At 58.4% G+C, this 22,951-nt stretch carries 22 protein-coding genes; 14 read left to right on the forward strand and 8 right to left on the reverse strand.

Annotation, left to right across the window (positions count from 1 at the left end; translation table 11 throughout):
- Positions 1–433 precede the first annotated feature (433 nt).
- Positions 434–1,831: a galactokinase family protein gene (locus tag QZ822_RS07650; RefSeq protein ID WP_294643734.1), complete on the reverse strand. Its 1,398-nt coding sequence runs from the start codon at positions 1,829–1,831 to the stop codon at positions 434–436.
- A 279-nt stretch (positions 1,832–2,110) separates the two neighbouring features.
- Entirely contained in the window at positions 2,111–2,713 is a 603-nt protein-coding gene (locus QZ822_RS07655; protein ID WP_012902649.1) for a TetR/AcrR family transcriptional regulator, read from the reverse strand.
- A gap of 291 nt (positions 2,714–3,004) precedes the next feature.
- On the opposite strand from QZ822_RS07655, the gene QZ822_RS07660 reads away from it, so the two are divergent.
- From QZ822_RS07660 to QZ822_RS07675, 4 genes are all read left to right on the forward strand, one after another.
- Complete coding sequence (locus QZ822_RS07660; RefSeq protein ID WP_294643737.1) at positions 3,005–3,955, forward strand: biotin synthase; 951 nt, start codon at positions 3,005–3,007, stop codon at positions 3,953–3,955.
- A gap of 248 nt (positions 3,956–4,203) precedes the next feature.
- On the forward strand, positions 4,204–5,946 hold the full coding sequence (locus QZ822_RS07665) for a sodium:proton antiporter (protein ID WP_294643739.1): 1,743 nt from the start codon (positions 4,204–4,206) through the stop codon (positions 5,944–5,946).
- 198 nt (positions 5,947–6,144) lie between these two features.
- Positions 6,145–6,657 carry a hypothetical protein gene (locus QZ822_RS07670; RefSeq protein WP_294643741.1) on the forward strand — a complete coding sequence of 171 codons (513 nt, stop codon included), beginning with the start codon at positions 6,145–6,147 and terminating at the stop codon, positions 6,655–6,657.
- Positions 6,658–6,668: 11 nt separating this feature from the next.
- On the forward strand, positions 6,669–7,016 hold the full coding sequence (locus QZ822_RS07675) for an ATPase (RefSeq protein WP_294643742.1): 348 nt from the start codon (positions 6,669–6,671) through the stop codon (positions 7,014–7,016).
- 182 nt (positions 7,017–7,198) lie between these two features.
- Here the strand turns inward: QZ822_RS07675 and QZ822_RS07680 are convergent, their stop codons facing one another.
- The 6 genes from QZ822_RS07680 to QZ822_RS07705 all read right to left on the reverse strand — a co-directional run bounded on the left by QZ822_RS07680 (position 7,199) and on the right by QZ822_RS07705 (position 13,150).
- Complete coding sequence (locus tag QZ822_RS07680) at positions 7,199–7,702, reverse strand: hypothetical protein (RefSeq protein ID WP_294643745.1); 504 nt, start codon at positions 7,700–7,702, stop codon at positions 7,199–7,201.
- Positions 7,703–7,873: 171 nt separating this feature from the next.
- Positions 7,874–8,647 carry an HAD hydrolase family protein gene (locus tag QZ822_RS07685; protein ID WP_294643747.1) on the reverse strand — a complete coding sequence of 258 codons (774 nt, stop codon included), beginning with the start codon at positions 8,645–8,647 and terminating at the stop codon, positions 7,874–7,876.
- Between the two features lie 185 nt (positions 8,648–8,832).
- Entirely contained in the window at positions 8,833–9,687 is an 855-nt protein-coding gene (locus tag QZ822_RS07690) for a PTS system mannose/fructose/sorbose family transporter subunit IID (RefSeq protein ID WP_070684746.1), read from the reverse strand.
- A gap of 11 nt (positions 9,688–9,698) precedes the next feature.
- A complete protein-coding gene (locus QZ822_RS07695; RefSeq protein WP_049326833.1) occupies positions 9,699–10,568 on the reverse strand; it encodes a PTS mannose/fructose/sorbose transporter subunit IIC in 870 nt (289 codons plus the stop codon).
- Entirely contained in the window at positions 10,565–11,545 is a 981-nt protein-coding gene (locus QZ822_RS07700) for a mannose/fructose/sorbose PTS transporter subunit IIA (protein ID WP_294643750.1), read from the reverse strand. The genes QZ822_RS07695 and QZ822_RS07700 overlap by 4 nt, the downstream gene beginning before the upstream one ends.
- A gap of 735 nt (positions 11,546–12,280) precedes the next feature.
- Positions 12,281–13,150, reverse strand: coding sequence for a PRD domain-containing protein (locus tag QZ822_RS07705; protein ID WP_294643751.1), 870 nt, complete (start codon positions 13,148–13,150; stop codon positions 12,281–12,283).
- A 259-nt stretch (positions 13,151–13,409) separates the two neighbouring features.
- On the opposite strand from QZ822_RS07705, the gene QZ822_RS07710 reads away from it, so the two are divergent.
- From QZ822_RS07710 to QZ822_RS07755, 10 genes are all read left to right on the forward strand, one after another.
- The gene (locus QZ822_RS07710) at positions 13,410–14,153 is read left to right on the forward strand and encodes a response regulator transcription factor (RefSeq protein ID WP_005504149.1); all 744 of its coding nucleotides are present in this window, start codon (positions 13,410–13,412) and stop codon (positions 14,151–14,153) included.
- A 93-nt stretch (positions 14,154–14,246) separates the two neighbouring features.
- Positions 14,247–15,911 carry a cell wall metabolism sensor histidine kinase WalK gene (locus QZ822_RS07715; protein WP_294643754.1) on the forward strand — a complete coding sequence of 555 codons (1,665 nt, stop codon included), beginning with the start codon at positions 14,247–14,249 and terminating at the stop codon, positions 15,909–15,911.
- A 278-nt stretch (positions 15,912–16,189) separates the two neighbouring features.
- Entirely contained in the window at positions 16,190–16,891 is a 702-nt protein-coding gene (locus QZ822_RS07720) for a TetR/AcrR family transcriptional regulator (RefSeq protein WP_070688765.1), read from the forward strand.
- Between the two features lie 184 nt (positions 16,892–17,075).
- Entirely contained in the window at positions 17,076–17,990 is a 915-nt protein-coding gene (locus QZ822_RS07725; protein WP_294643756.1) for a hypothetical protein, read from the forward strand.
- Between the two features lie 45 nt (positions 17,991–18,035).
- Complete coding sequence (locus tag QZ822_RS07730) at positions 18,036–19,889, forward strand: MMPL family transporter (RefSeq protein WP_294643758.1); 1,854 nt, start codon at positions 18,036–18,038, stop codon at positions 19,887–19,889.
- A gap of 124 nt (positions 19,890–20,013) precedes the next feature.
- Positions 20,014–20,418: a CrcB family protein gene (locus tag QZ822_RS07735; protein ID WP_294643760.1), complete on the forward strand. Its 405-nt coding sequence runs from the start codon at positions 20,014–20,016 to the stop codon at positions 20,416–20,418.
- Positions 20,418–20,870 (forward strand): CrcB family protein, encoded by a 453-nt coding sequence (locus QZ822_RS07740; RefSeq protein ID WP_070666816.1) that lies wholly within the window; start codon positions 20,418–20,420, stop codon positions 20,868–20,870. The genes QZ822_RS07735 and QZ822_RS07740 overlap by 1 nt, the downstream gene beginning before the upstream one ends.
- A gap of 225 nt (positions 20,871–21,095) precedes the next feature.
- On the forward strand, positions 21,096–21,737 hold the full coding sequence (locus tag QZ822_RS07745; protein ID WP_294643764.1) for a VanZ family protein: 642 nt from the start codon (positions 21,096–21,098) through the stop codon (positions 21,735–21,737).
- Positions 21,738–21,850: 113 nt separating this feature from the next.
- Positions 21,851–22,396 carry an ArsR family transcriptional regulator gene (locus QZ822_RS07750; protein ID WP_294643766.1) on the forward strand — a complete coding sequence of 182 codons (546 nt, stop codon included), beginning with the start codon at positions 21,851–21,853 and terminating at the stop codon, positions 22,394–22,396.
- A 40-nt stretch (positions 22,397–22,436) separates the two neighbouring features.
- Entirely contained in the window at positions 22,437–22,871 is a 435-nt protein-coding gene (locus tag QZ822_RS07755) for a HEPN domain-containing protein (protein WP_065423910.1), read from the forward strand.
- Positions 22,872–22,951 lie beyond the last annotated feature (80 nt).

Raw genomic sequence — 22,951 nt, forward strand, 5'->3', positions numbered from 1 at the left:
GGGCCTCCTTTCTGCGCTTTCGCGCTCTAAAACCTCACCCTGGGTGAGGGGCCTGCCCGGGGCGGGCAGAAAACTGGAGTGTGATGCTTTGGTGGACGAAACCTGCAAGCTGGGCTTGTATGTGACGGTCGAACCCAGTGTAGATGCTATCCATATGCCGGACTATGCGCATCGAAACTTTACAGCTCACGGATTGCGTCCGTCGATAAGTGTACATACCCGCGAAGGCAAGAAAAACCACCCTCAGAAAACGTGGCGCCACTTTTGACCAATGACCAAAAAATTATGGCTTATCAGCGCGTTATTACGGGGGATAACCGGAGGGAAATTGCAGAAACTCGCAGGAAACTTCCAGCTAAGAATATTGTTCAAACCCCTGAAAAAACACCCCTATGACACCCCACCGATTTATGACAGACCTCAGCACCCAACCCTACAACACCGGAATATCCGTAGGAGCAGCGCCCGCAGCCCAATCATGAGACGCCGCAAAACCAGCAACCATTGGCAAAAAACGAGGTGCCGCATAGCCGCGCACAGCATACGCAGTCGCCACCGCATCCGCGGCAGCCTCCAGCTGAGAGGTCGGAATCAGCGCCATCACCGCGCCACCAAAACCGCCACCCACAATACGGGCACCCAACGCGCCCCGATCCAGGCACACCTGCACCGCATCATCAATTTCAGGGCGAGAAACACGCAACTCATCACGCATCGACACAAACGACTCCGTGAAAATACGGCCCGCCTCCTCAAACGCCGCGCAACCCAACTCATCAGCATGCTGCAGCAAATAGCTCGCACGACCCACCAGAGTCATATCGTGGAACGCATGACGCACCCAACCACGCGGGAACGAACACGGGCGACCCGCGTCCTCCAGCGCGTCCAAGGCACGATTCACCGAAGAATCCACCAAATCAGCACGCCACGCCTTCGCAGCACGCGCATCCATACCCGCACACGACAAATCCTCCGGTAGGGCATCACGCAAAAAACGCAGACCCAAAGCATCAGCGCACGCCTCAGACGCTGCACGACGAGCCGCAAAACCACCATCCGTCAGCTCATGCGGAGTGTTCGTATCAATCACTAAAAAACTCAGGCCATGCTGAGCAATATCCACCGCAACCGGCTCAATCGAAAAATCACGGAAATCAACTACCAGAGCCTGCTCCGGATACGAACGCAACGACGCCGTCTGATCCAGGCCACCCGTATGCGCGCCAGCCACCTTATTCTCAGCCGTAATACACACCTGAGCCAGACGCGCACGCAACGCATCACTATCAGCCGGGGTAGCATCCGCCTGCGGGCACTCCTCACGCACCGGACACGAGAGTTCCAACAACGCCAACGCCGTCGAACACTCCAAAGCCGCCGAAGACGACAAACCGCCACCCACCGGAACACGAGAATTAATCAGCAGATCAGCACCAAACTCATCGGGCAGCATAATATCCCTGCCGCCCTCCTGGTTCATCGCCCACGCAACACCCGCCACATAAGTGAACCAGCCCTTCAAATGACCCGGCTGAATATCGCGAATCACAACCGTGCGCTCGTCCCCCGGCATCTGCAACGACGAAGCACGCAACACACCATCACGACGCAACGCACCCGCAATATACGTGCGATACGGCAACGGCATCGGCAGACACGAGCCACCCAAAAAATCAATGTACTCGCCCAAAAGATTCAGGCGCCCAGGCGCAGACCACACACCATCCGGCTCATAACCATACGCAGTAATAAACTCCTCACGCACACGCGCAATCTCTGCGCTATGGTCCGGAAGAGCCGCCCACTGGGCGGTAGCGGTCATCGACATGGAACACCTCTGATAAAGCCCAACAGGGCACTAAGACATAAACGACACCCCACTCGCACCAAATACCCAACGGGCAACAGCGCAAGCACGTGTCACCTCTAGACTAAAGCAGACAACCGGCGAACATCGACTCAACCGCCACACCGCACCAGTATCAGAGCGCGGCAGGGGCGAACCACACTAAGCGCACGGGTCGAGGCGCATGCAAAAGCCCCGCACCCCCACAAGGGGGCGCGGGGCACCATACACAACTAATAAACCAAAAGAGGAACAGGTGACTTACGCATCCTGCGTATAAGGCTCCTGCACCACCATCATCGAATCAATCGCAGAAAGCAGGTCCTGACGGTAACGGTTAAACGCATTCTCAATCAGAGGAACATCGCCACTCGCCACAGCCTCCTGAGGCGAAATCAGCGGCAGAGTCTGATACTCCTCCACCAGGCTCAATGCAATATGGGTCAACAAACGAGCACGACGTAGCGCCTCCGCATGACCCAAACCAAGAGCCTGGAACTCATGAGCCATAGCCACCACAGGCTTCAACTCACGCGGGTGCAGAGTCAAACTCAAACGCACCACCTCAGGGCACTCACGAATCGGGTACAGCAGGGAGAACAGTGTATCGCCGCGGCGAATCATCGAAGCACGAATAGCCTCCGGATTCGGCTCAGCCTCCTCAGACATCGACTTCGGGGCACGAGCCAGAATGTAATCCGCCAACAGAATCAGAAGCTGCTGCTTATTCTTCACGTGGTAGTACAGGGCGCCGGGAGCCACGTGAAGCTCCTGAGCGAGTCGGCGCATGGAAAGGTCCGCCAAACCGTAGGTCGCCAAGACCTCGTAGGCGGTATCTAGAATCTTTTCACGGGAAAGTACCACCCTTTCATTTTAGGGTGTTCAAATCTGTTGCGGGAGCAAGATGCACCCCACGGCAAACAAAAACCCCACAAATACGCGGTACAAGCCCAAAAAGCAATGTTGATTCTCACTCACCCGGAGCGAACGGTTCGCGTTTCACGGGCAGATTTACCACCAAAACACTCCAGCACACGCAGAAATAGGCGGCCGCCCACGCTCTCGGCATAAAATCACGTCATAAACCGCTCAAAACCGCCAAGACAGGCAAACCTCGCGGGCGCACGCCCCAAAAACGGGTGTTTAATATTCGGTATGAGCAATGCATTTTCTGAACTAATCGAGCGCGCCACCGCAGGCGAAGGCCTCAACCGCGAAGAAATCCACACCCTCCTCGTAGACGGTGAAGGCCAGGACTTCGCACTCATCGAGGCAGCCTCCGTCGTGCGCCGCAACGAATTCCGCAACATGATTGCGATCCACACCGAAGATGAAGCACTCGCCGACGCACTCGGCACCCGCTCCATCGCAGTAGACTCCTACGACGTGCTGGACATCTCCCGCGACATCGACTCCGAAGAACTCGCGGCAACCATCGAACGTATTGCTGAATCCTCCGCCATCGGCGTGACCGTACTGCTACCCGAAAACGCAGTACCCATGATGCTGATGCGCGTGCTGTCCATCCTGCGCCTGGCGGCACCCGCCAAGGTCATTCACCTGCCCGAAGGCTACGAGCAGTCCCTGCGCTCGCTGACCTCCCTCGCAATGCACGTGGTCAGCGCCATCACCATCACCGACGACATTGAGCAGTGGCCCATGGTCAACGAGGTGCTCAAGGCTCTGCGCCACGGTGGCATCGTTATCTCCGGTACCGGTGGACGCGACGCCCTCGCAGGTTACCTGCGCTACCTCTCCGACCTCGGCGTGGACCTCATGGGTCACCGCGATGCACGCGGCTCCGCCTGTGGCTCGGTTGACGGCGGCGGATGCGGTTGCGGTTCGGGTGGCTGCGGTAGCCACGAGGAGCCGGCACCTTCCGCTGGTGGTTGTGGCTGCGGCTCGGGCGGATGCGGTTCCTCCGCTGAAGCTCCCGCTGAGCCTCACGGTCACTCTCACGGCGGCGGTGGCTGCTGCGGTGGCCACGATGAGCCGAAGGAAGAAAAGGGTGGATGCTGCGGTGGCCACGACGAGCCCGAGCCGGTCGTCGAAGAAGCCCCCGCTGGTGGCTGTGGCTGCGGTGCTGGCGGTTGCGGATCCAAGTAACCTGCTAGGGGTTCTTGCCCCAAGCTTTATATTCCAAATATAGAATTTTCCCCTGAATAACCTGCTGAAAAGTAAGGATATTCAGGGGAAACTCTATATTCCGTAAAGGGTATTAGGCTCAGAGGTAAACAATTCCAGAATAAACGCTACAGAACCCCCATATCCGAAAAACGGAATGAACCCCTCCGGTAGAGTAGAAAGACGTAGCCGACTAATCCTAGCCGCGCGAAAGGAACAACACCGGACCAATGCTTTACCTCTCCGTTATTGTCATCATCCTGCTCGCGACCGTATTCATGGTCAGCGTCGGTGATCGACTCAACCTGCCCTGGCCGGTCATGATGACCCTGCTCGGCGCTGCCGCGCTCTTCATCCCCAACCGACCGGACATCACCATCGACAGCGACATCATCCTGCCAATCTTCCTTCCGCCGCTACTGTGGGCCATCGGCGTTAAATTCTCCTGGGGTACTCTGCGTCGCCGCTGGAAATCCGTACTTCTCTACTCGGTCCTACTCACCACCGTCTCAGCCCTGGCGATTGCCGGCGCAGCCATGTGGTGGGTGCCCGGCATGACCATCGCCGTCGCCCTCGCTGTGGGTGCCGCAGTCTCCCCGCCCGACCCCGTCGCCGTGGAGGCAGTTGCTGAGCCCGTCGGCATCCCCCGACGACTCATCGGCACCCTGCAGACCGAAGGTAGCTTCAACGACGCTATCGCAATCGTGCTCTTCCACGCCGCAATCCACTCCATGACCAGCGGCCACCACATCGAGCCGCTCTCGGTTGCCAAAGACTTCGTGCTCGGCTCGATCCTGGCGGTCATTATTGGTTACATCTTCGGCTGGCTCGGCGGCTACGTACGCCAGCGCGCCCACGACGTGGTCACCAGCAACGCCGTGACCCTCGTGATTCCCTTCGGCGCATACCTCGCTGCTGAAAGCGTGCACGCCTCCGGCGTTATTGCCGTGGTCATCGGCGCTATCCAGTTCACCAGCACCAAGTACATGGCGGCACTCGAAGCGGAAGAACGCCTCTCCTCCACCTCCTTCTGGCAGATCATTGAGCTGCTCATGACCGGTGTCGCCTTCGGCCTCATCGGCCTGCAGGCAAGTAGCATCATCGCCACCGCCGATCCCTCTCGTATCGCCGGCCTCTTCGGCAACGGCGCCATGGTCGCACTGGTTGCCATCCTGGTGCGCCTCATTTGGTTCACCATCGTCTGGCTCGCAGGGCGCAAGAACCCCATCCACGAGGGTGCCCCCGAAAGCTTCGCCGAAGTTATCGTCATGACCTGGTCCGGCATGCGCGGCCTCGTGACCCTGATTCTTGCCCTGTCCATCCCCGTGGTCAACGGCACCGAACAGGTACGCCAGGACGCCATCGTCATGATGCTCTCCGTACTCTTCTTCACCCTCGTGCTGCCCGGCCTGACCCTGCCCATGCTCGTGAAGGTCCTTGGCGTGCGGGCTAACCACGAAGAAGAAACCGCCGTACCCGAACTGCTCAAGATTGCGCAGGTCGCAGCCCTCGAGGCGCTGCAGGCAGAAGCGAAGGCAACCACCGACCCTGAGACCTATGCCCGCGTGAAGGAAATGTGCTCCGCCATTACCCGCCGCGACGAAATCAGCGAGGCACTGCCCGAAGAATACAAGCAGCACATGGAGAAGCTTAAGGGCAAGAGGAACGACTTCGTGCGCCTGCGCGATGCCGCCCTCGTCGCCGCGCAGAACGAGGTTATTTCTGCTCAGGACCGCTACGACTCCCACGACGTGACCCGCGTGGTGCGTAAGCTGGACATCCTGGCGCAGGCAGAAAGCATCCGCTCCTCCGGCATGTTCATTCTTCCCGCCATGACAGCCGGCGCGGTCGCTATGGAACGCTACAACCTCTGGAAGAAACACCAGGGCACCCTGAGCACCCGCGCAATCCCTGTGGTTGAGAACGCGCCCGCCTCGCCCCTGGTCACCAACGAGGTAACCCCCAAGTCCTAGTCGGGACTTGCACCGCGTGCACGAACGCTACGTTTCTGCCCCTGCCTACGCCACCGAGATAAGCCCGCTGGTCTTTAGCTCACAGGCGATAGACAAGGGCAGAAGCAGATTAAGCCTCAACTATCACCTAAAATGAGACAGGAAACGTAGTGACCGTACGTTAGCTCTCTCAAACTCACGAACACATTGAAAGTAGACATGGATTTCAAGACTCTCTCGCCTGCGTACCTGACCTCCCTCGGCGTGATTTTTTGCGGCGCGCTCTTGATCGGAACCTCCAACCCCTGGCTCCTGTGGCTCGGCTGGATCCTTCTGATTCTTGCGTTGGGTCTGAACGTCCTTGCCTTTGTGCTGTCCGTGGGCAAGGCGAAGGGCGACCCGACCCCCGCACTGGTTGCCAACCTGGACGGCATCGAGTCCTCCGTGGAGAACCGTATCCGCGAGCGCTCGGAGCACCGCCGTGAAGAGCGTGAAGCCGCCGAACACGAGGCAGTCGAGCACGATGCTGCGGCGCAGGCTAACCAGGAAGTAGCTCCCGCTGAGGCTGCTGAAACCGTTGAGGCGACCGAGCCTGCTGAAACTGCAGAGGTCCGCGAGGAAGAGCCCACCGAATCTCAGCCGATTGTTGATCGTGCCCCCGGCCGTATGAGCGTTCTGCCCTCGCGTCCCCGTTCGGGTCGTGCCCCCAAGCCCCGCTCCAACGCACGCTAGGTAGGTCGGTAGTGAATACGAAGTTTTTGCTTTCCCCGGCGTACCTGGTTTCTGTTGCCCTGATGCTTTCCGGTGCGGTGCTTTCCGGTGGTCGGTTCATGCTGATCGGCTGGATTCTGTGCATTGTGGGTGTCTGCTTGAACGCCATGACCCTGGTGGTGCTGACGAATCGTGAGCAGCTGTACACCATGGAGGCGAAGGCTGCCCGAGGTACCCGCCGCGGCTTTGATGACCGCCCCGCTGTGGTGCAGCGATTGGACGAGGCTCCGGCTACTGACAGTGCAGACGAAGGATCTGCGGAGTCCGTCGAGGAAGCCGCAGAAGAGCCTGCTGAAGCACTCGCACAGAAGGCCAACTAGGGTGTAACCCCTAAGACGTAAAAGACCCCCCCCGCAGAGGGTATCTGACGTGAATAAAAGACCGTAACCGCCCCCGTACAGGGGAGTGGTTACGGTCTTTTGGGTGCCTGAACGCTCACCTCGACTAACACTCGTCGAATACTTTTGTCTTTTGGGGAGGAGGGGCGAGCGCAGCGGGGTCTTTAGCGTTGGGTACCCAGCTTCTGCGCCGCGAAATCCGCGTACTCCTGCACATGCGCGCGAGCCTGCTTGGTCAGCGCCTTATTCTCCTCCAGGATGCGCGCCGACTGCGCCGCCATCAGCTCCAGGTACTGGCGGTCGCGGGTCTTCTTCCACGCGGTGCGTGCCGCCTCCAGCTCCGCGAAATCGTTGAGAGCCTGACGCTGCATCGTGTAGCGGACCCACATGAGCACCAGAATCAGCACCAGCGGAATGAGGCACGCCCAGCTCTGCCACAGCCCGTACAGTGCCGCCGCAATGGCGCCCAAAACAATCAGCACCGGGGAGATGGAGACGATGGGGGAGTCCGGGCGGTTCTTCTGATTCTTCACGAGTGATTCACGCGCCATAGCGCGGAAGGTGTCAGAGAAGCTGGACGGGTCGTACGACTGGGCAGAATCGGCCTGCGGGCTCTTCTGTGACTGATTTTTGCCGGGCTGGTTCTTTGGGGGTTGAGCGGGGCACATAGAAACCTCACGGGGATACACGGGGAGTAACGGGAAAGCGGGTGTTTCACGTGAAACGGGGGAGTAGGCAGCGAGTACGCGCGAGAGACGTGGCGAGTCCGCGGAGGCGACTGATAGGCTGAGCGCTCGCCGCGCCTGAACGCCGCCTCGGCAGCTTCTACAGGGAATCTTCTACAGGGAAGCCTCAATAAACTCGTACGCCTTATCCACACAATCGGTGGTGACAGCCTTAACCTCGTCGGGGGAGTAGCTGAACGACGCCGAACGGTCAGCGTAGCGGTGCATGTCGATATCGTTCCACGAATCACCAATCGTATGCACCTCATAGGAGCTACCCGGATGCTCCGACTGCAGGTACTCCACCAGATGCTGCAGACCGGTGCCCTTCGTGCAGGCGGGCGGCACAATATCCAGGAAGTCCTGGTTCTTGTGGCAGTCCACCGAATTACCAAAACGCTCTAGAATCCAGGTGTACGCCGCCTCGCGGACCTGCGCATCCGGAATCCACAGGGGTACGCCCACGTACTCGTGGTTCTGCAGGTCATCAGCCGGCAGGGGAGTGAACTCCGGCAGAATATTCGTCGACGAACCCACCCGGTCGCAGAGGCTGTAATCGTTATCCAGGGTGGTCGCGAACAGTGCCACGCCGTCCACGGTGCTGAAATGCTCGTAGCACGCCTGCACAACACTCACCGGAAGAGGCTGATGGTAAATCACCCGGTACTTCCGGTCGGTAATCACCGCACCCGTGTACAGCACGTGGTAGTCAAAGCGGATGGCGGTCGGGTTCAACGCCAGCTGAGTAGCAAAAATGCTCTTGCCCGTGCACGAGACCGCCAGGTTACCCTCCGCCTGCCAGCGGGCAATCGCCTGCTCATTGGCAGGCTCTACGGCGCGGTTAAACAGGATCGTGCCGTCCAGGTCGAAAGCCATCAACTTGGTCATAGAAACTCCTTCGCGGGAGGGCTGCATTGCCGCGAATTGTGCGCCGCAACCGATAGAAAACGCCCATGAAAAACGGGGGTGCCGCCGGTACTTTTAAGTGTACCGACCGCACCCCCACCACTTGAGATATAGCCCCTGAATCTCACGCCTTCACTGAAGGGTGAAAGGGCTCATCCCTCATATTTTTAGAGAGCCAGGAAGCCCAGGTACGAACCGAGGATACCCACGGCAAACAGAGCGAAAATCAACCAGATAGCGTTGACCTTCTTCTTCAGCAGCCACATGCACAGGAAGCACAGACCCAGCGACGCAAGGCCCGGTAGCAGATCGTTCAGCACCGACTGAACGGTCACATCCACCATCGCGCCAGCCTGGTTCTTGTAGCTGGTTAGCGGCAACGGAATGTTCACGCTCGTCCAGCGGTACACCAGTGCACCCATCACGAACAGACCCATCACGGACGCGCCCTGAGTGATCTTCTGCAGGGTGTTACCGCCCGCCTCAGTCACAATCTGGGTACCCTTCTCGTAACCGTACTTGAAGCCGTACCAGCGGGTCGCCCAGCGAATTGCGGTCAGGCCGAAGAAGAACAGCAGCGGGCCCAGAATATTACCGGTCACCGCCAGGGACGCACCCAGAGCAGCCAGCACAATACGTGCGGTACCCCAGTAAATCGGGTCGCCCACACCAGCCAGCGGGCCCATCAGACCCACCTTCACGTTGGTGATAGCGGCCTCGTCAATGTCCTTACCGGCTGCCTTCTCGCGCTCCATCGCAGCGGTCACACCCATAATCGAGGATGCAACCCACGGCTGGGTGTTGAAGAACTCCAGGTGGCGGGTTAGCGCCTCCGCCTGGTCTTCCTTCTTGGTGTAGAAGCGCTTAATCGCCGGAATCATGGAAACCGCGAAACCGATGGACTGCATACGCTCAAAGTTGAACGAACCAAGCAGGAAAGTGGAGCGGATGTAGGTTTCGACCTTATCGCGCTGGGTGAGCTCGGGAACTTCAACGAGCTCGACGTTCTTGTTCTCAGTCATGATGATGCTCCTTACTCGAGCTCGTTATCGAGGTCGTTTGCTGCGGCTGCCGGTGCTACGGCGGGTGCCTCGCTCTTATGGAAGAGCGGGTTCAGCTGGGTGTACAGCAGACCCAGGCAGGCGCCCACAATACCGATAGCAACCAGGTTGAACTGTGCCTGACCGGACAGGGTTGCGACGAGGTCCTTCGCGCCCTCGGTGCCAGCAATCGAAATCGACTGGGTTGCCGGGATAGCGGCAGCGGCAATGAAGCCGAGGAAGAAGAAGGGCATGAGAGCCTTCGAACGCATCATGTTGATGACCATTGCGAAACCGACCACGGTAATCATGCCACCGGCGATACGCAGGCCAACGGTTACCTCGGTGGGAATCATGTTCAGCAGGCGGGTCAGCTCTTCGGAGCTAATCAGCGCCACAATAGCGGTCGGGATAGCCACACGCAGACCCTGCAGAGCCATACCGCTAATGTGCATCAACTCAATACCGCGGAAGTTCGCGGTTTTCGCGAAATTATCAGCCTGATGCTGGAAGAACACCGTAATGGTACGGACGAAAATGGTCAGAACCTGACCTGCCGCAGCCAGCGGCACAGCAATAGCAATACCGGTGGTGATGTCCTGGTGACCCTGAATCACAACAACAGCGGAGATGGTGGATGCCAGAGCCGAGTCGGGAGCCATCGCGGCACCGACGTTCATCCAGCCCAGGGCGATGAGCTCCAGTGCGCCACCGAGCATAATGCCGGTAGTCGGGTCACCCAGCGCAAAACCCATCAGGGTACAAGCAACCAGGGGGCGGTGGAACTGACGCTCGTCCACCACGGATGCGACGCCCGCAATGAACGCCACGAGAACAACGAGAATAAACGTCAGGGCGCTCATGCGTCCAGGCCTTTCTGCTTGAGAATCTTTTCCAAATCAACCGGGGAGTGGTTGGGCAGCTGCTGCACCGTCAGCTTCACACCGCGCTTAATGAGTTCGCGGTAGGCTTCCAGGTGCTCCTCGGAGGCGTACACTGCGTCCGAGAGCTGAACCATGCCGGTCTTGAAGGTGACGCCACCAACGTTCACTTCGTTGATCTTGACGCCTTCGTCGAGCAGTCGCACCACGTCAACGGGGGATTCCACGACGAACATGGTCTTCATGCCGGTGTACTTGGGGTTGTTGTACACGCGGCCAGCCTTAGCGATGTCCAGGACGTTGGTCTTCACGCTAGTCGGCGCGACCTGCAGTAGCAGGGATTTGCGCAGCTGATCGTGTGCCGCATTATCGGATGCCGCGATGAAGGTCTGCGGTGCGATATGCGGAACCCAGGTGCCTGCCACTTGACCGTGAATCAGGCGGGAGTCGATGCGGGTGAAGATAGCGTCCATGGTGCCGCCGGGAACCTGCTGAGCAGCCGGAACCTCGACCGTCTTGGTCTCTGCGGGCTTCGCCTCGGCGGGCTTGGCGGCTGCGGGCTGGTTTGCCTCCTGGAAGGAGCGAATACCCTTAGTGCCTGCCTTGTGCGCCTTAGCGACCAGGGACTTGAGGGTTGCGTTCTTACGGCCTGCGCCGGAGATGACCTCAATAAGCATCGGTACGTTGACACCGGAGACGACGTCGACGCCCTCGCGGGTGGCTGCGAACTGCGCACCGGCGTTGTAGGGGCTACCGCCGAAGAGGTCGACCAGCAGCAGGGTTTCTTCTGCTTCAGATGCCTCAACGATGCGGGTGTACTCTTCGACGAGATCTTCGGGGCCCTGACCCGGCAGGAAGGTGACCGGGTGGACGTTTTCGAAGTTACCGAGGATCATGCCGGCGGTCTTCAGCAGAGCCGGAGCCGACTCGCCGTGTGCCGCCACAATGATAGTGACCATAGTGGTCCTCTCGTGTTCGTGACATGGTGTGTAGTGGCCCCGTGAGGAGCCTCATAATTCTCAGATAGTAACACGTTGTTTTTGTGTTTTGTGGGTTTTTTCTGGCTTTGCATACTTTAGGTTCCTGTGACATTTTTTCAAGTGTTGGAATATGGGTTTTTGATGTCAAAACACGTATTTATTGCCAGGGTGTAAAAAATTTAAACAGAACACCGAAAAAAGGTTGCCGAAGTGGAGGGTAAAGCGTTATTTTTGTGAAATTTCAGGAATGACGGCATCTTGTATGCGGGATGACGAGGTGCTTGTTGCAGGATATTTGGACTGCGATGGTGCAAGAAAATGATTTACAAAGAAAATATTGAACAAAAAATGGGTACGCGAGTCAAAAGATGTGGGATTTATAAAAAACCAACATTTTCCTGAGGTCTGTCCACAGAATGGTATTTCTGGAATACGCCGTTATAAACCGCCATTTCAAAATTTAAATCGACGCGCTAACGCGCGAAGGAAAACCCGGGAAAATGACAATTTAGTGACAGGTTGTATATATAAATAACAACCCACCTTTAACGGCCACGTTCCGCCCGGCAGCACTCCTCAAGAATCCTCACTCCCAGATTCTTCACTCCCAAATTCCACCACCCGAGCCCCTCACTGGGGTTCCGGGGCACAGAAAAGCTAAGGTATAGAAAACGCGACCGGGAACCCTCCCGGTCGCTTTCTATCGAACATGCGCTACGCGTTAATGCCCCACATATCCCGCGCCAGACGCGCAATATGAATCGTCAAATACGTCAACTCATCACGAGTCAGGCTCTGCTTCAACTGCATCTGCAGCACCAGCAAAACCTTCTGTGCACACGCGTAGGCGCGCGGTACATCCGCACGAAGAGCCGCCAACAAACTCGGCTGCGACACCTCATCAATATCCTCAGCACGATTCGCGGAGGCGCGGCTCGCCCGCACAAACAGGTAGCGCAGGTGCGTCACAAAACGTGCCGCACTCATCGAATCCGGGTCGATCTTCCGCTCGTAGCTTGCCTCAATAATTTCAAAAACCTGCGCGAAAACCTCGGTCATGCGGAATGCCTGAGACATATCCGCCGTCGCAAATTGCGCGTTGACCAGGTGCAACGCCAAAGGAATAGCTTCGTTCGGGTCCAGCTCAACATTCAGGCGCTCGCGAACCATCGCCAACACTGCGCGGCCGTACTCCACCTCGCGCGGGTAGAGGACAGTCACCTCCGGGGCGAGCGGATACTGCACCCGCACCCCGTCACGCGCACGAACCACCGCATAGTGCAAGTGATCAGCCAGCGGAAGAATAAACGAGTTCGACAGCTCCAACGCACCCTCGGCGCGCACCTTCGACTCCAAAAGCGTGGCAATCGACAGAATCTCCGCCGGAATCTCAGACAGAGTCATGCTCAAACGCTCACCCGACATGCCCTGCTCCGGCACAAACGTCTGCTCCACCGCAGACGGGTCAATCAGCTGACCCTTACGCTTACCAAAAGCAATGCCGCGACCAATCATCACGGACTCCTTGCCCAAATGATCCACCGTGAGGACAACATTATTGTTATAAATACGGCTAATGCGCATGTGTCCTCCTCTGCGGGTGTCGGGGCGCCTGTGTCGGGGTGGCACACTGAAACAATAAAAGGCGATTGAGTATCACCTAAGCTACTACAAATTTTACCGAAAGATTGAACCCGTATTGAAGGGTTAACGCGCGTGGTTGGGATAATGGGCGGCACGAAACTGTGCCCCAGCTGTGACGCGGGCAAGCATTCCATAAGTTTGCGGCTGAAAACCGGCTCCCGCCTCACCGCGAACCCTAAATCGCGATACTCTTAATCACATGAGCAGCAAAGCAACCGAAATCGCAAAGAACCTTCCCGCGCTAGAGCACCCGGACGGTAGTCCCATCCGCGCCCTCGTCGTTGACGATGAGGAGATGCTCAAAGAACTCGTCAGCATGGGTCTGAAAATGATCGGCTGGGATGTGCAGTCCGCAGGTGACGGTCCCTCCGCACTCGCGATTGCCCGCGATTGGCGCCCCGACGTGCTCGTGCTGGACATTATGATGCCCGGCTTCGACGGACTGGAGCTGCTCACCCGCATCCGTAAGTTCTACCCCGAGGTTCCCTGCCTCTTCCTGACCGCTAAGGACTCGGTGGATAACCGTATTGAGGGCCTTGCTGCCGGTGCGGATGACTATGTGACTAAGCCCTTCTCTATGGAAGAAGTCATGATCCGCCTGCACCGTCTGGTGCAGCGCTCAGGTGTTGCCGCCATTGACGATGCCGAGCTGGTTGTGGGCGACCTGGTGCTGAACCAGGACACCCGCGAGGTCACCCGGGGTGGCGAGCAGATCAACCTCACCGCAACCCAGTTCGATTTGCTGCGCTACCTCATGGAAAATGCGAAGCGCGTGGTGTCCAAGAGCCAGATTCTCGACAATGTCTGGAACTACGATTTTGGTGGCCAGGCAAATATTGTGGAGCTGTACATCTCGTACCTGCGTAAGAAGATTGATGTGGGTCGCGAACCGATGATTCACACCGTGCGCGGTGCTGGTTACGTGCTGCGTCCCGCCGTATAGTTCCATTCTCTGCTCTTCATATGGCGCGGTATAACACCCGGTTATACCGCGCCATATCAGTTATATTCCGTATTTCGAATATAGAAAGAAAGGATGCTCGTGGGCTCCTACTCACCCGGTGAACCCGCCTCCTCGGATAACGAAGCAACCCGCCCCCTACGCGCGGGCACTTCCTCGCGCGACGGCTCCGTTCCCTCCCGCGGGAACTTCTTCGTGCGCCTGCGCGCCGCCTGGAAGAGCATGCGGAACCCCGAGGCATCCCCCGAAGAACTCGGCTACGTACCCCACCTTCGTTCGCGTCTTATTACCATCCTCGTGGCTGCCCTCGGCATCGCCTGCCTCATTATTGGCCTGTCCACCTACGTGACCCTGCAGAACTCCCTCTACCAGCAGGCACAAAGCGACCTCAAAGAAACCAGCCACCGCGTAGTGCAGCCGACCTCCCGAGACGGCAAACGAGAAGAAGTGGACTGCAGCGACCTGCAGAAGAGCAACTCCCTCTTCGCGCCCGGTCAGGCGTCCGGAACCATCATTACCTGTGTTGAGTCCGAAGGCGCTGTGGAAATCGCCAGCAAGCTCGGTAAGGACGGCACCATACAAACCCTCTCCGCCAACGACCAGGTAACCCTCGGAACCATGGCACTGAACGCCACCAAAGAAGAAGTCCGAGAGGTCAAACTGGAATCCGGTCTGTACCTCGTGAAAATCACTCCGAAGGCTAATAGCAGTGCTGACGCCCAGGTGGTCGGTATTCCGCTCGCCAACGTGCAGCAGACCCTCACCATTTTCGTGATTGTGGTGTCCCTCGGGTCCATCGCCGTAATGGTTGGTGCCGGTGTGGCTGGCTCCTACATTATTCGCGGCACCATGAAGCCGCTGGAGCGAGTCTCCGCCGTGGCGACCGACGTGGCGCACCTGGACTTGGAAGAACACACCATCTCCTCGGCGGTGCGTGTGGAGCCGAGAGACTCCGACCCGCGTACCGAAGTGGGTGCGGTGGGCTACGCCCTCAATCAGCTGCTTGATAACGTGAACTCCGCCCTCGAAGTACGTGACCGCACCGAACATCAGATTCGCGCCTTCATCGCGGACGCCTCCCATGAGCTGCGCACGCCTCTTGCCGCCATTAAGGGCTACTCCGATATGCTCCGCTGGACCGAACCGCTCAGTGAATCCGGTCAGTCCTCCCTGGCGCGTATCGACTCGCAGACCGAACGTATGTCACGCCTCGTTGAGGATCTGCTGACCCTTGCCCGCCTGGACGAGGGTCGCGAACCCAAGCTGGAGCAGGTTGACCTGACCGAGCTGGTGCTCGAGTGCACCTCCGACATGCAGGCGGCAGCCCGTACTCACGAGTGGCACCTGAACCTGCCCGATGAGCCCGTCGAAGTGGTGGCGGATCGCTCCCAGATTCAGCGCGTGATTCTGAACCTGCTCTCGAACGCCCGCAAGCATACCGATGAGGGTACGCGCGTGACCGCGGGTCTGTCGGTGGATGCGGCACGTCGCGAGGCCGTAGTTACCGTGACCGATAACGGTCCGGGTATTGCGCCCGAGTTCCTGCCGAAGATTTTTGACCGCTTCACTCGTGCCGATAAGGCGCGCTCCGGCTCGGATGGAACCACCGGCCTGGGCTTGGCGATTGTGCAGGCAATCGTGCAGGCGCACGGCGGTTCGATTCAGGTGCAGAGCCAGCCGGGCCATACGGTCTTTACAGTGCGTCTGCCGCTGGATGCGCGTCTTCAGTCGGTTGCCTAGTCCGGTGTCTAATTAGCCGTCTGGCCTGCTAGCTGGTCTGTGTGTCCACTCTGTGAATGGCTGCTTGAGGGGGAGCGGGGCGTGTTGTGTGTGCACTCTGCTCCCCTTTTGTTGTGCTTTTGCGGTTTTATATTGGTTTGACATGCCAAAACGCTAAATTGCTTGTTGAGTAAACATTAAATCTGCACTTCAAGTTTATTACCTGGAGTGCAAATATGTGGTCAATCTAACCCCAAAATAGTTACCCTCGGTGAAACAATGCGCGTATTGTAAAAAACATGGCTAATCTTGTTGAATCCCCCGCAAACATCACGGACAAGCGTTCCGCCCGCAAGGCAGAGAACCGCATCGCAATCGTTGAGGCAGCAGAATCCCTCATCCTCGAGGGCGGCTACGGCGCCCTCAACGCAGAAGCACTCGCAGAACGCGCCGGCGTCTCCCGCCGCACCATCTTCAACCACTTCGCCTCCGTAGACGACGTGCTGGTCACCCGCATGAACCAGTACTTCAACCGCATCTTCGAAGAATGCGACTTCAGCATCTCCGGCGAAAACGCAAGCATGGAAGCCGAAATGCTCTCCATCGCCCGCAACGTCTTCATGAGCAACACCCTCGAAGAGTACATCGCACCCTTCGCGCACCTGCTCTACGCCCTCGAAATGGACAGCCCCGCGAAGTTCGAAGAATACTCGCACGTCATCCTCGAGCGCACCTACGACATCTTCCTCGAGCGGTACCTCGCGGCATACCCCGACCTGCCCTACCTGCGCGTGGCAGTCTTCGCCTCCAACCTCGCCGAAACCATCGGTGAAGGCGTCTACTACTACCTCACCCGCGCCGAAGAAATGACGGTCAAGGTTGCAGCAGAAGCCCCCGAGGGCACCCACCCCGAAGCACTCGCCATTGAAGCAATGCGCCAGTGCGTCCTCGAAGCACTCGACTACCTGGGTCGTCTGGTCCAGGGCGAATTCGCAAGCTAAGCCCCATAGCGTCAACGCTCAAACACTCTCGCTTCGGGCACCTCACCTGCAGGTGCCCGGGGCGGGGTGTTTTTTGCCTAAAAACAGGACACAGCGTTCGCCGTACAGGGCAAACCACACGCCGCATTCACACGCACCCAACACCCCAAACTCTTCACTCGCTCAACTTCAAAAGGACTGAATCATGGCTACATGGCTCTACCGCATCGGTGAAGCTGCCGCCCGCCGCGCAGGGGCTGTCATCCTCATCTGGGTACTCATCGTCGCCGGTGTAGCGGGTGCCTACGCCGCGTTCCACGGCAAGCTCAGCAACACCTTCACTATGCCCGGAACGCAGACCCAGCAGCTCTCCGACGAGCTCGCCCAGCGCTTCCCCAGTGCCAACCGCGGCTCCGGCCAGATCATTCTCACCACCGGTGACGGCACCGCCCTCACCGAAGAGCAGAAGCAGGCATTCTCCGCCGCACTGAGCGCACTGCCCAGTGAGGTGCCCTCCGTGGATGCGGTCACCGACCCGTTCACCACCACCTCCAAGCTTGCAGAAGCGAAAACCCAGCTCGACGAGGCGCACGCCAAGATTGACGCCGCCCCCTCCCAGATCGAGGACGGCAAAAAGCAACTGAATGCCGCCACCTCGCAGCTTGAGGACGGCATGAAGCAGATTGCCGACAATGAGAAGAAGCTCGACGACTCGCAGGAGCAGATTACCGCAGGTCGAAAGCAGCTGGACGACGCACAGAAGCAGCTGGACGACGCACAGGCACAGCTGAAGGACAGCTACGCCCAGGCGGAGGCGGCAGGCTCACCCGCCGCCATGATGGAGCAGCTCAACACCCAGCAGGCGCAGCTGACCAACCAGCAGAACGCGCTCAATCAGCAGCGTGACACCCTCGCCGAGAGCCAGAAGCAGGTTGATGCGGGTCGCGCAGAAATCGCCTCCAAGAAGGATGAGCTGGCTGAGGGCAAGAAGAAGCTGGACGAGCAGCGCAACCAGCTGCAGAAGACCGAGAGTGAGCTGCCCGCACAGCGTGAGCAGCTGGAGCGTCAGCAGAAGCTCTACGACTTTACCTCCGGCTACCGTATGGTCTCTGAGGATTAGTCCACGGCGATTGCGACCGTCTCGTTTAAGAAGAAGATTTACGAGGTGCCGTCCGCCGAATTGCAGAAGGTCATGTCCGACATCGAGTCGGCGAACCTGCACGGGGCGACCGTCCAGTTCGACGCGAACCTGAGTGAATCCGCGCTTGGCGGCGGCTCGCACACCGGTGAGGTGGCGGGTATGGTCATCGCCTTCATCGTGCTCATGGTTATGCTCGGCACCCTCGTGGCTGCCGGCCTGCCAATTCTCATGTCCCTGGTGGGCGTGGTGGTGGGTGTGCTCGGCACGCTCTCCCTGTCCTCCGTCGTGGAGATGAGCTCTACCGCCTACACCCTGGGTTTGATGCTTAGTCTGGCGGTTGGTATCGACTATTCGCTGTTCATTCTGAACCGCTACCGCACGAACCTGCTGGACGGCATGCCGAAGGTCCAGGCGATTGCCCTGGCGAACGGCACGAGCGGTAACGCCGTGATTTTTGCGGCGAGTACCGTGATTATTGCGCTCGTGGCGCTGAACGTGACAGGTATTCCCTTCCTGGGCGTGATGGGTAATGCCGCCGCGTTCTGCGTGGTTGTTGCCGCCCTGATCGCGGTGACGCTCACCCCGGCGGTGCTGTCCCTGGCGGGTACCAAAATCATGTCGAAGAAGCTGTGGGCTTCCATTGATACCCCGCAGAAGATTGCGGCTCGCCGCGCGCAGGATGCCGAACGCACCGAGAAGCCGAACGGTTGGTTGCGCCTCGTGCTGGCTCGCCCGCTGCTGACCCTGGTGGTGGGTACGCTGGCGCTGCTGGCGGTTGCCGCCCCCATGTCGCAGATGCGTCTGGGCCTGCCGGATGCCTCGAACTACCCCTCCGATAGCGCCGCGTACAAGTCGTACGCGCTGGTCAAGGACAAGTTCGGTGAGGGCATGAGTGCCCCGCTGGTTGCGGTCGCGCACACGCCCGCGAACATGAGCGAGGAGCAGGGTCAGCAGGCGCAGATTGATATCGCCTCTGCGGTCAAGGAACGCGGTGGCGCGAATGTGCAGGCTGTGGTTCCCGGCGGTATGACCGATGACCGTACCCTCATGATTTTCCAGGTGATTCCTGCCCACAGTGCAAGCTCCGTGGAGACTGAAGAGCTCGTCCACGAGCTGCGAGCCGTGACCGTTCCGGTTCAGGGCTCTGATGTGTCTCTCGGCATTGCGGGTCAGACCAGCGGCAATATTGACGTCTCCGAGGTGCTCGCCCAGAAGCTACCCCTGTACCTGGGCGTGGTGATGGGCCTGTCCTTCCTGGTGCTGATCCTGGTGTTCCGTTCGATTATGGTTCCGCTGGTTGCCTCGGTGGGCTTCCTCTTCTCGGTGCTGGCGAGCTTCGGTGCCGTGGTGTCGATTTACCAGTTGGGCTTCATGAGCTCCCTCTTCGGCGTGGACCACCCGGGTCCGGTGCTGTCCTTCTTGCCGACCTTGCTCATCGGTATTCTTTTCGGTCTTGCGATGGATTACCAGATGTTCTTGGTGACCGGCATGCGTGAAGCGTACGTGCACGGCAAGGATGCGGCGACCGCCATTGTGAGCGGTTACAACCATGCGGTGCGTGTGGTGGTGGCTGCCGCGATCATTATGATTTCGGTGTTTGGTGGCTTCATCTTTGCTGATTCGACCATGATCCGCCCGATGGGCTTTGGTTTGGCGTTCGGTGTGCTTGTGGATGCGTTCATTGTGCGCATGACGCTGACCCCGGCGATTATGGCTCTGCTGGGCGATAAGGCGTGGTGGATGCCGAAGTGGCTGGATCACCTCACTCCGAATATGGATGTTGAGGGCGCCGCGCTGAGTGAGAAGATGAGCGAGAATATTCAGCACGAGCGTGAGTCTGCTGCCGCCGACTCGGGTAGCAAGCTCGGGTCAGAGTAAAGTATTAGTGTGCGTTTGTGCGCTACGGCGCACTCTGAAGACTAATACGAGATGAAAGGGCAGGTGCACGGCGATGAGGAACCGCGCGAGTATCCGACAGTGGATAGGAGGCGTTCTGAGCCGTGTGCCTGCCCCTTTTCTTGTCTTTTTGGGAGGCGGTACGGGGGCGCTGTGTCGCGTGTACACTCCCGGTGGTGTGCTGGTGGCGAACCTGCTGGGTTCGTTCACGCTGGGCCTGCTGACGATGGTGTGGAACGCCTACGCGCGCCGTGACGGTGAGGAGCGGATTCATTCGTTCCGTCTGCTTTTTGGTGCCGGCATGATGGGCGGCTATACGACGTATTCGTCGATTGCGGCGGTTTTGGCGCAGACGATTTTTCTGCCGTACACGGTGCATGCTCAATATATGGTGATGGCGGTGGCGGTGCTGCTGGTGGGTGGTTTGGTTGCCGCCGCGGCGGGCATGCTGACGGGCCGTTTTGTAGCGTCCCGCTTGGTGCCCGCCCGTGATGTTGAGGAGGGCCGCTAATGTTTTTCGCTCTGATGGTTTTCCTGTGCGGCGGTTTGGGCGCGATGACCCGCTTCTTCTTGGATAAGGCGATGTCGCCTCGCCTGCGTACGGAGTCGTCGATTATTAGCCCGGTGTTCGTCATTAACCTGGTGGGTTCGTTCCTGTACGGTCTGCTGATTTTGCCGGTGTCGAATCCTCGCGCGCTAGGCGTGCACTATAACGCCACGGATCAGGTGGCGTTCTGGTGCACCGTGATTACGACCGGCCTGCTGGGTGGTTTTACGACCTTCTCGACCGCCATGGTGGAGGCGCTGACTGCCCGTTCTGAGGGCAAGATGGTGAAGTTCCTGATGCTCTGGCTGGTGCAGGTTGTGGGTGCGATGGTGGCTGCGATTGCGGGCGCGTTCTTGTTCGTGCTGCTGTTTGGTCGGTATATTGCGCCGGTGTTCCCGCCGGATGTTCTGTACTGACGGCACCGGCTGTGGTGGTTCTCATGGCATGTTTGGGTGCGTGTACAGCTTTTTCACAGTTTCGCCTAGGGTGAGCCATAGAGCCGTCTTTTACACTGGTGGTGAATGATATGCGGCGGGCATGAACAGACACCCGCTATATACCACCGGGAATATATGTTAGAACAGGCATATATACAGGTGGAAAGCATATAACTCACTCTCACGACCTAAGGAACACACCGCATGCAGGAACTGCTTAGTAAACACATGATTGGCACCTTCGCCATCGAGATTGCGGCGCTTACTGTCGCACTCTCCATCATCGGCTTCATTGGCATGCGCCTGCGCGCCAAGAAGACCGGTCGAGCGCACAGCATCCGCCAGTACCTGCTGACTGCATCCTTCGCACTGTTCCTTGCGTCGATTCTTTCGCTGACGCTGACCCCGATTGGTAGCGCGAATAGTGTCACGAACCCCGAACTCTACTACCCGCGCTTCTACGTGGGCTGGAGCTGGCAGCAGGCATGGGACCTGACGGCTGGCATGGGTCTGCGCCGCTTCTTCACCACCGTGTACGCGCAGCTCTTCTTCAATATCGCGATGTTCATTCCGCTGGGCTTCTTTACGGCGGGCTGCCTGCGCTGGGGTCTGCGCGCTACGGCGTTGAGTGGCTTCGCGCTCTCGAGCTTTATTGAACTGAGCCAGCTGACCGGTAACTGGGGTCTGGCGGGCTTCACCTACCGCACCTTCGATGTGGATGACATTGTGAATAACACCGCCGGCGCGATTCTGGGTGCGGTGTGTATCTGGGTGGTGCGCGCGATTCAGAAGCGCCGCCTCGCTAAGCATGACCGGGTGCTGGCAATGGCATCTGCCGCGGCCTAGTAGGCCCCTGAATTATCAGACGTTTTCATAACATGATTGATATAATTCATGTTATGAAAACGTCTGCTCCTAGTCTCCTTCCTATCTTGCGTAGTGACCTGCAGGGTGAAGTGATGGCATTGCTGTTCTCTCACCCTGAGCAGCAGTACACGGTGTCACAGATTGCTGATGCGACACGTGCATCGTTGCCGACTGTCTCCCGAGAGGTGAATCGTCTGGAACAGTCCGGTTTGGTGACTGTCCAGAATGTTGGTAGGACCCGTATGGTGCAAGCCAAAGTTGATAATCCGGTGGGTCAGGCGATGCGTCAGCTGATTCTGGTAACTTATGGCCCTGTTCCGGTGCTCCGGGATACTTTGCAGGGTGTTTCCAATATTGAGGGTGCCGCTATTTATGGCTCGTGGGCTAGCCGTCGTTCTGGGGTGGCTGGGCATGTGCCGAACGATATTGATGTGCTGGTTGTTGGCTCCCCTTCACGTCAGAAGCTGTATGAGGCTATTGATGATGCTGAGCAGAAGCTTGGCTATGAGGTGAACGTAAAGCGGCTATCTCATGAGGCATGGAACTCGCAGGATGGTTTCGTGCGGACTGTGCGCTCGCGCCCGATGGAGGTTCTCTTTGGGCAGCTGGAGGTGAACGATGTCGACGCTGAAGCCTAATGCCCCGACTCCTGGTCCTTGGACTGTTGGCCGGGAGCGCATGCTTGAGCTGATTAATGCCGGTGAGTTGGAACGGGTCGCTGTAAATCGTGAGCATGCTCAGGGTCTGTTGTTGCGTGCTCATCGGCATCTAAAGACGGCGCATCGTCTGGTGGTTGATGATCCGGAAGGTGCCTATACGCTCCTCTATGATGCTTCGAGGTTGGCGATGACTGCTGCCTTGGCGGTGCAGGGTCTGCGGCCGACTACTCGGGGAGGTCATATTGTGGTGGGTGATGCGTTGCGTGCTCAGCGAGGCCCTCATGATGTGGTGGGTAAGCTGTATTCTCGCTTGCGTCGAACTCGCCATGAGGTTGAGTATCCCGGTTTGGATTATGAGCCTATAGCTGTGGAAGAAGCTGAAGAGGCTTTGGAAGATGCAGAGTATATCGTTCAGGAGATGACTCTTTTTATTCCTAAGCTAGGACCTTTCTAGACGATATTTCTTTTCGGCACCCCTGAATGAACCTCCTTCCGTGAGGTAGACGCAACGAACCCCTCATTTTCATAACCTGA

The sequence above is a fragment of the uncultured Rothia sp. genome, from assembly GCF_916715725.1.
Taxonomy (GTDB): Bacteria; Actinomycetota; Actinomycetes; order Actinomycetales; family Micrococcaceae; genus Rothia.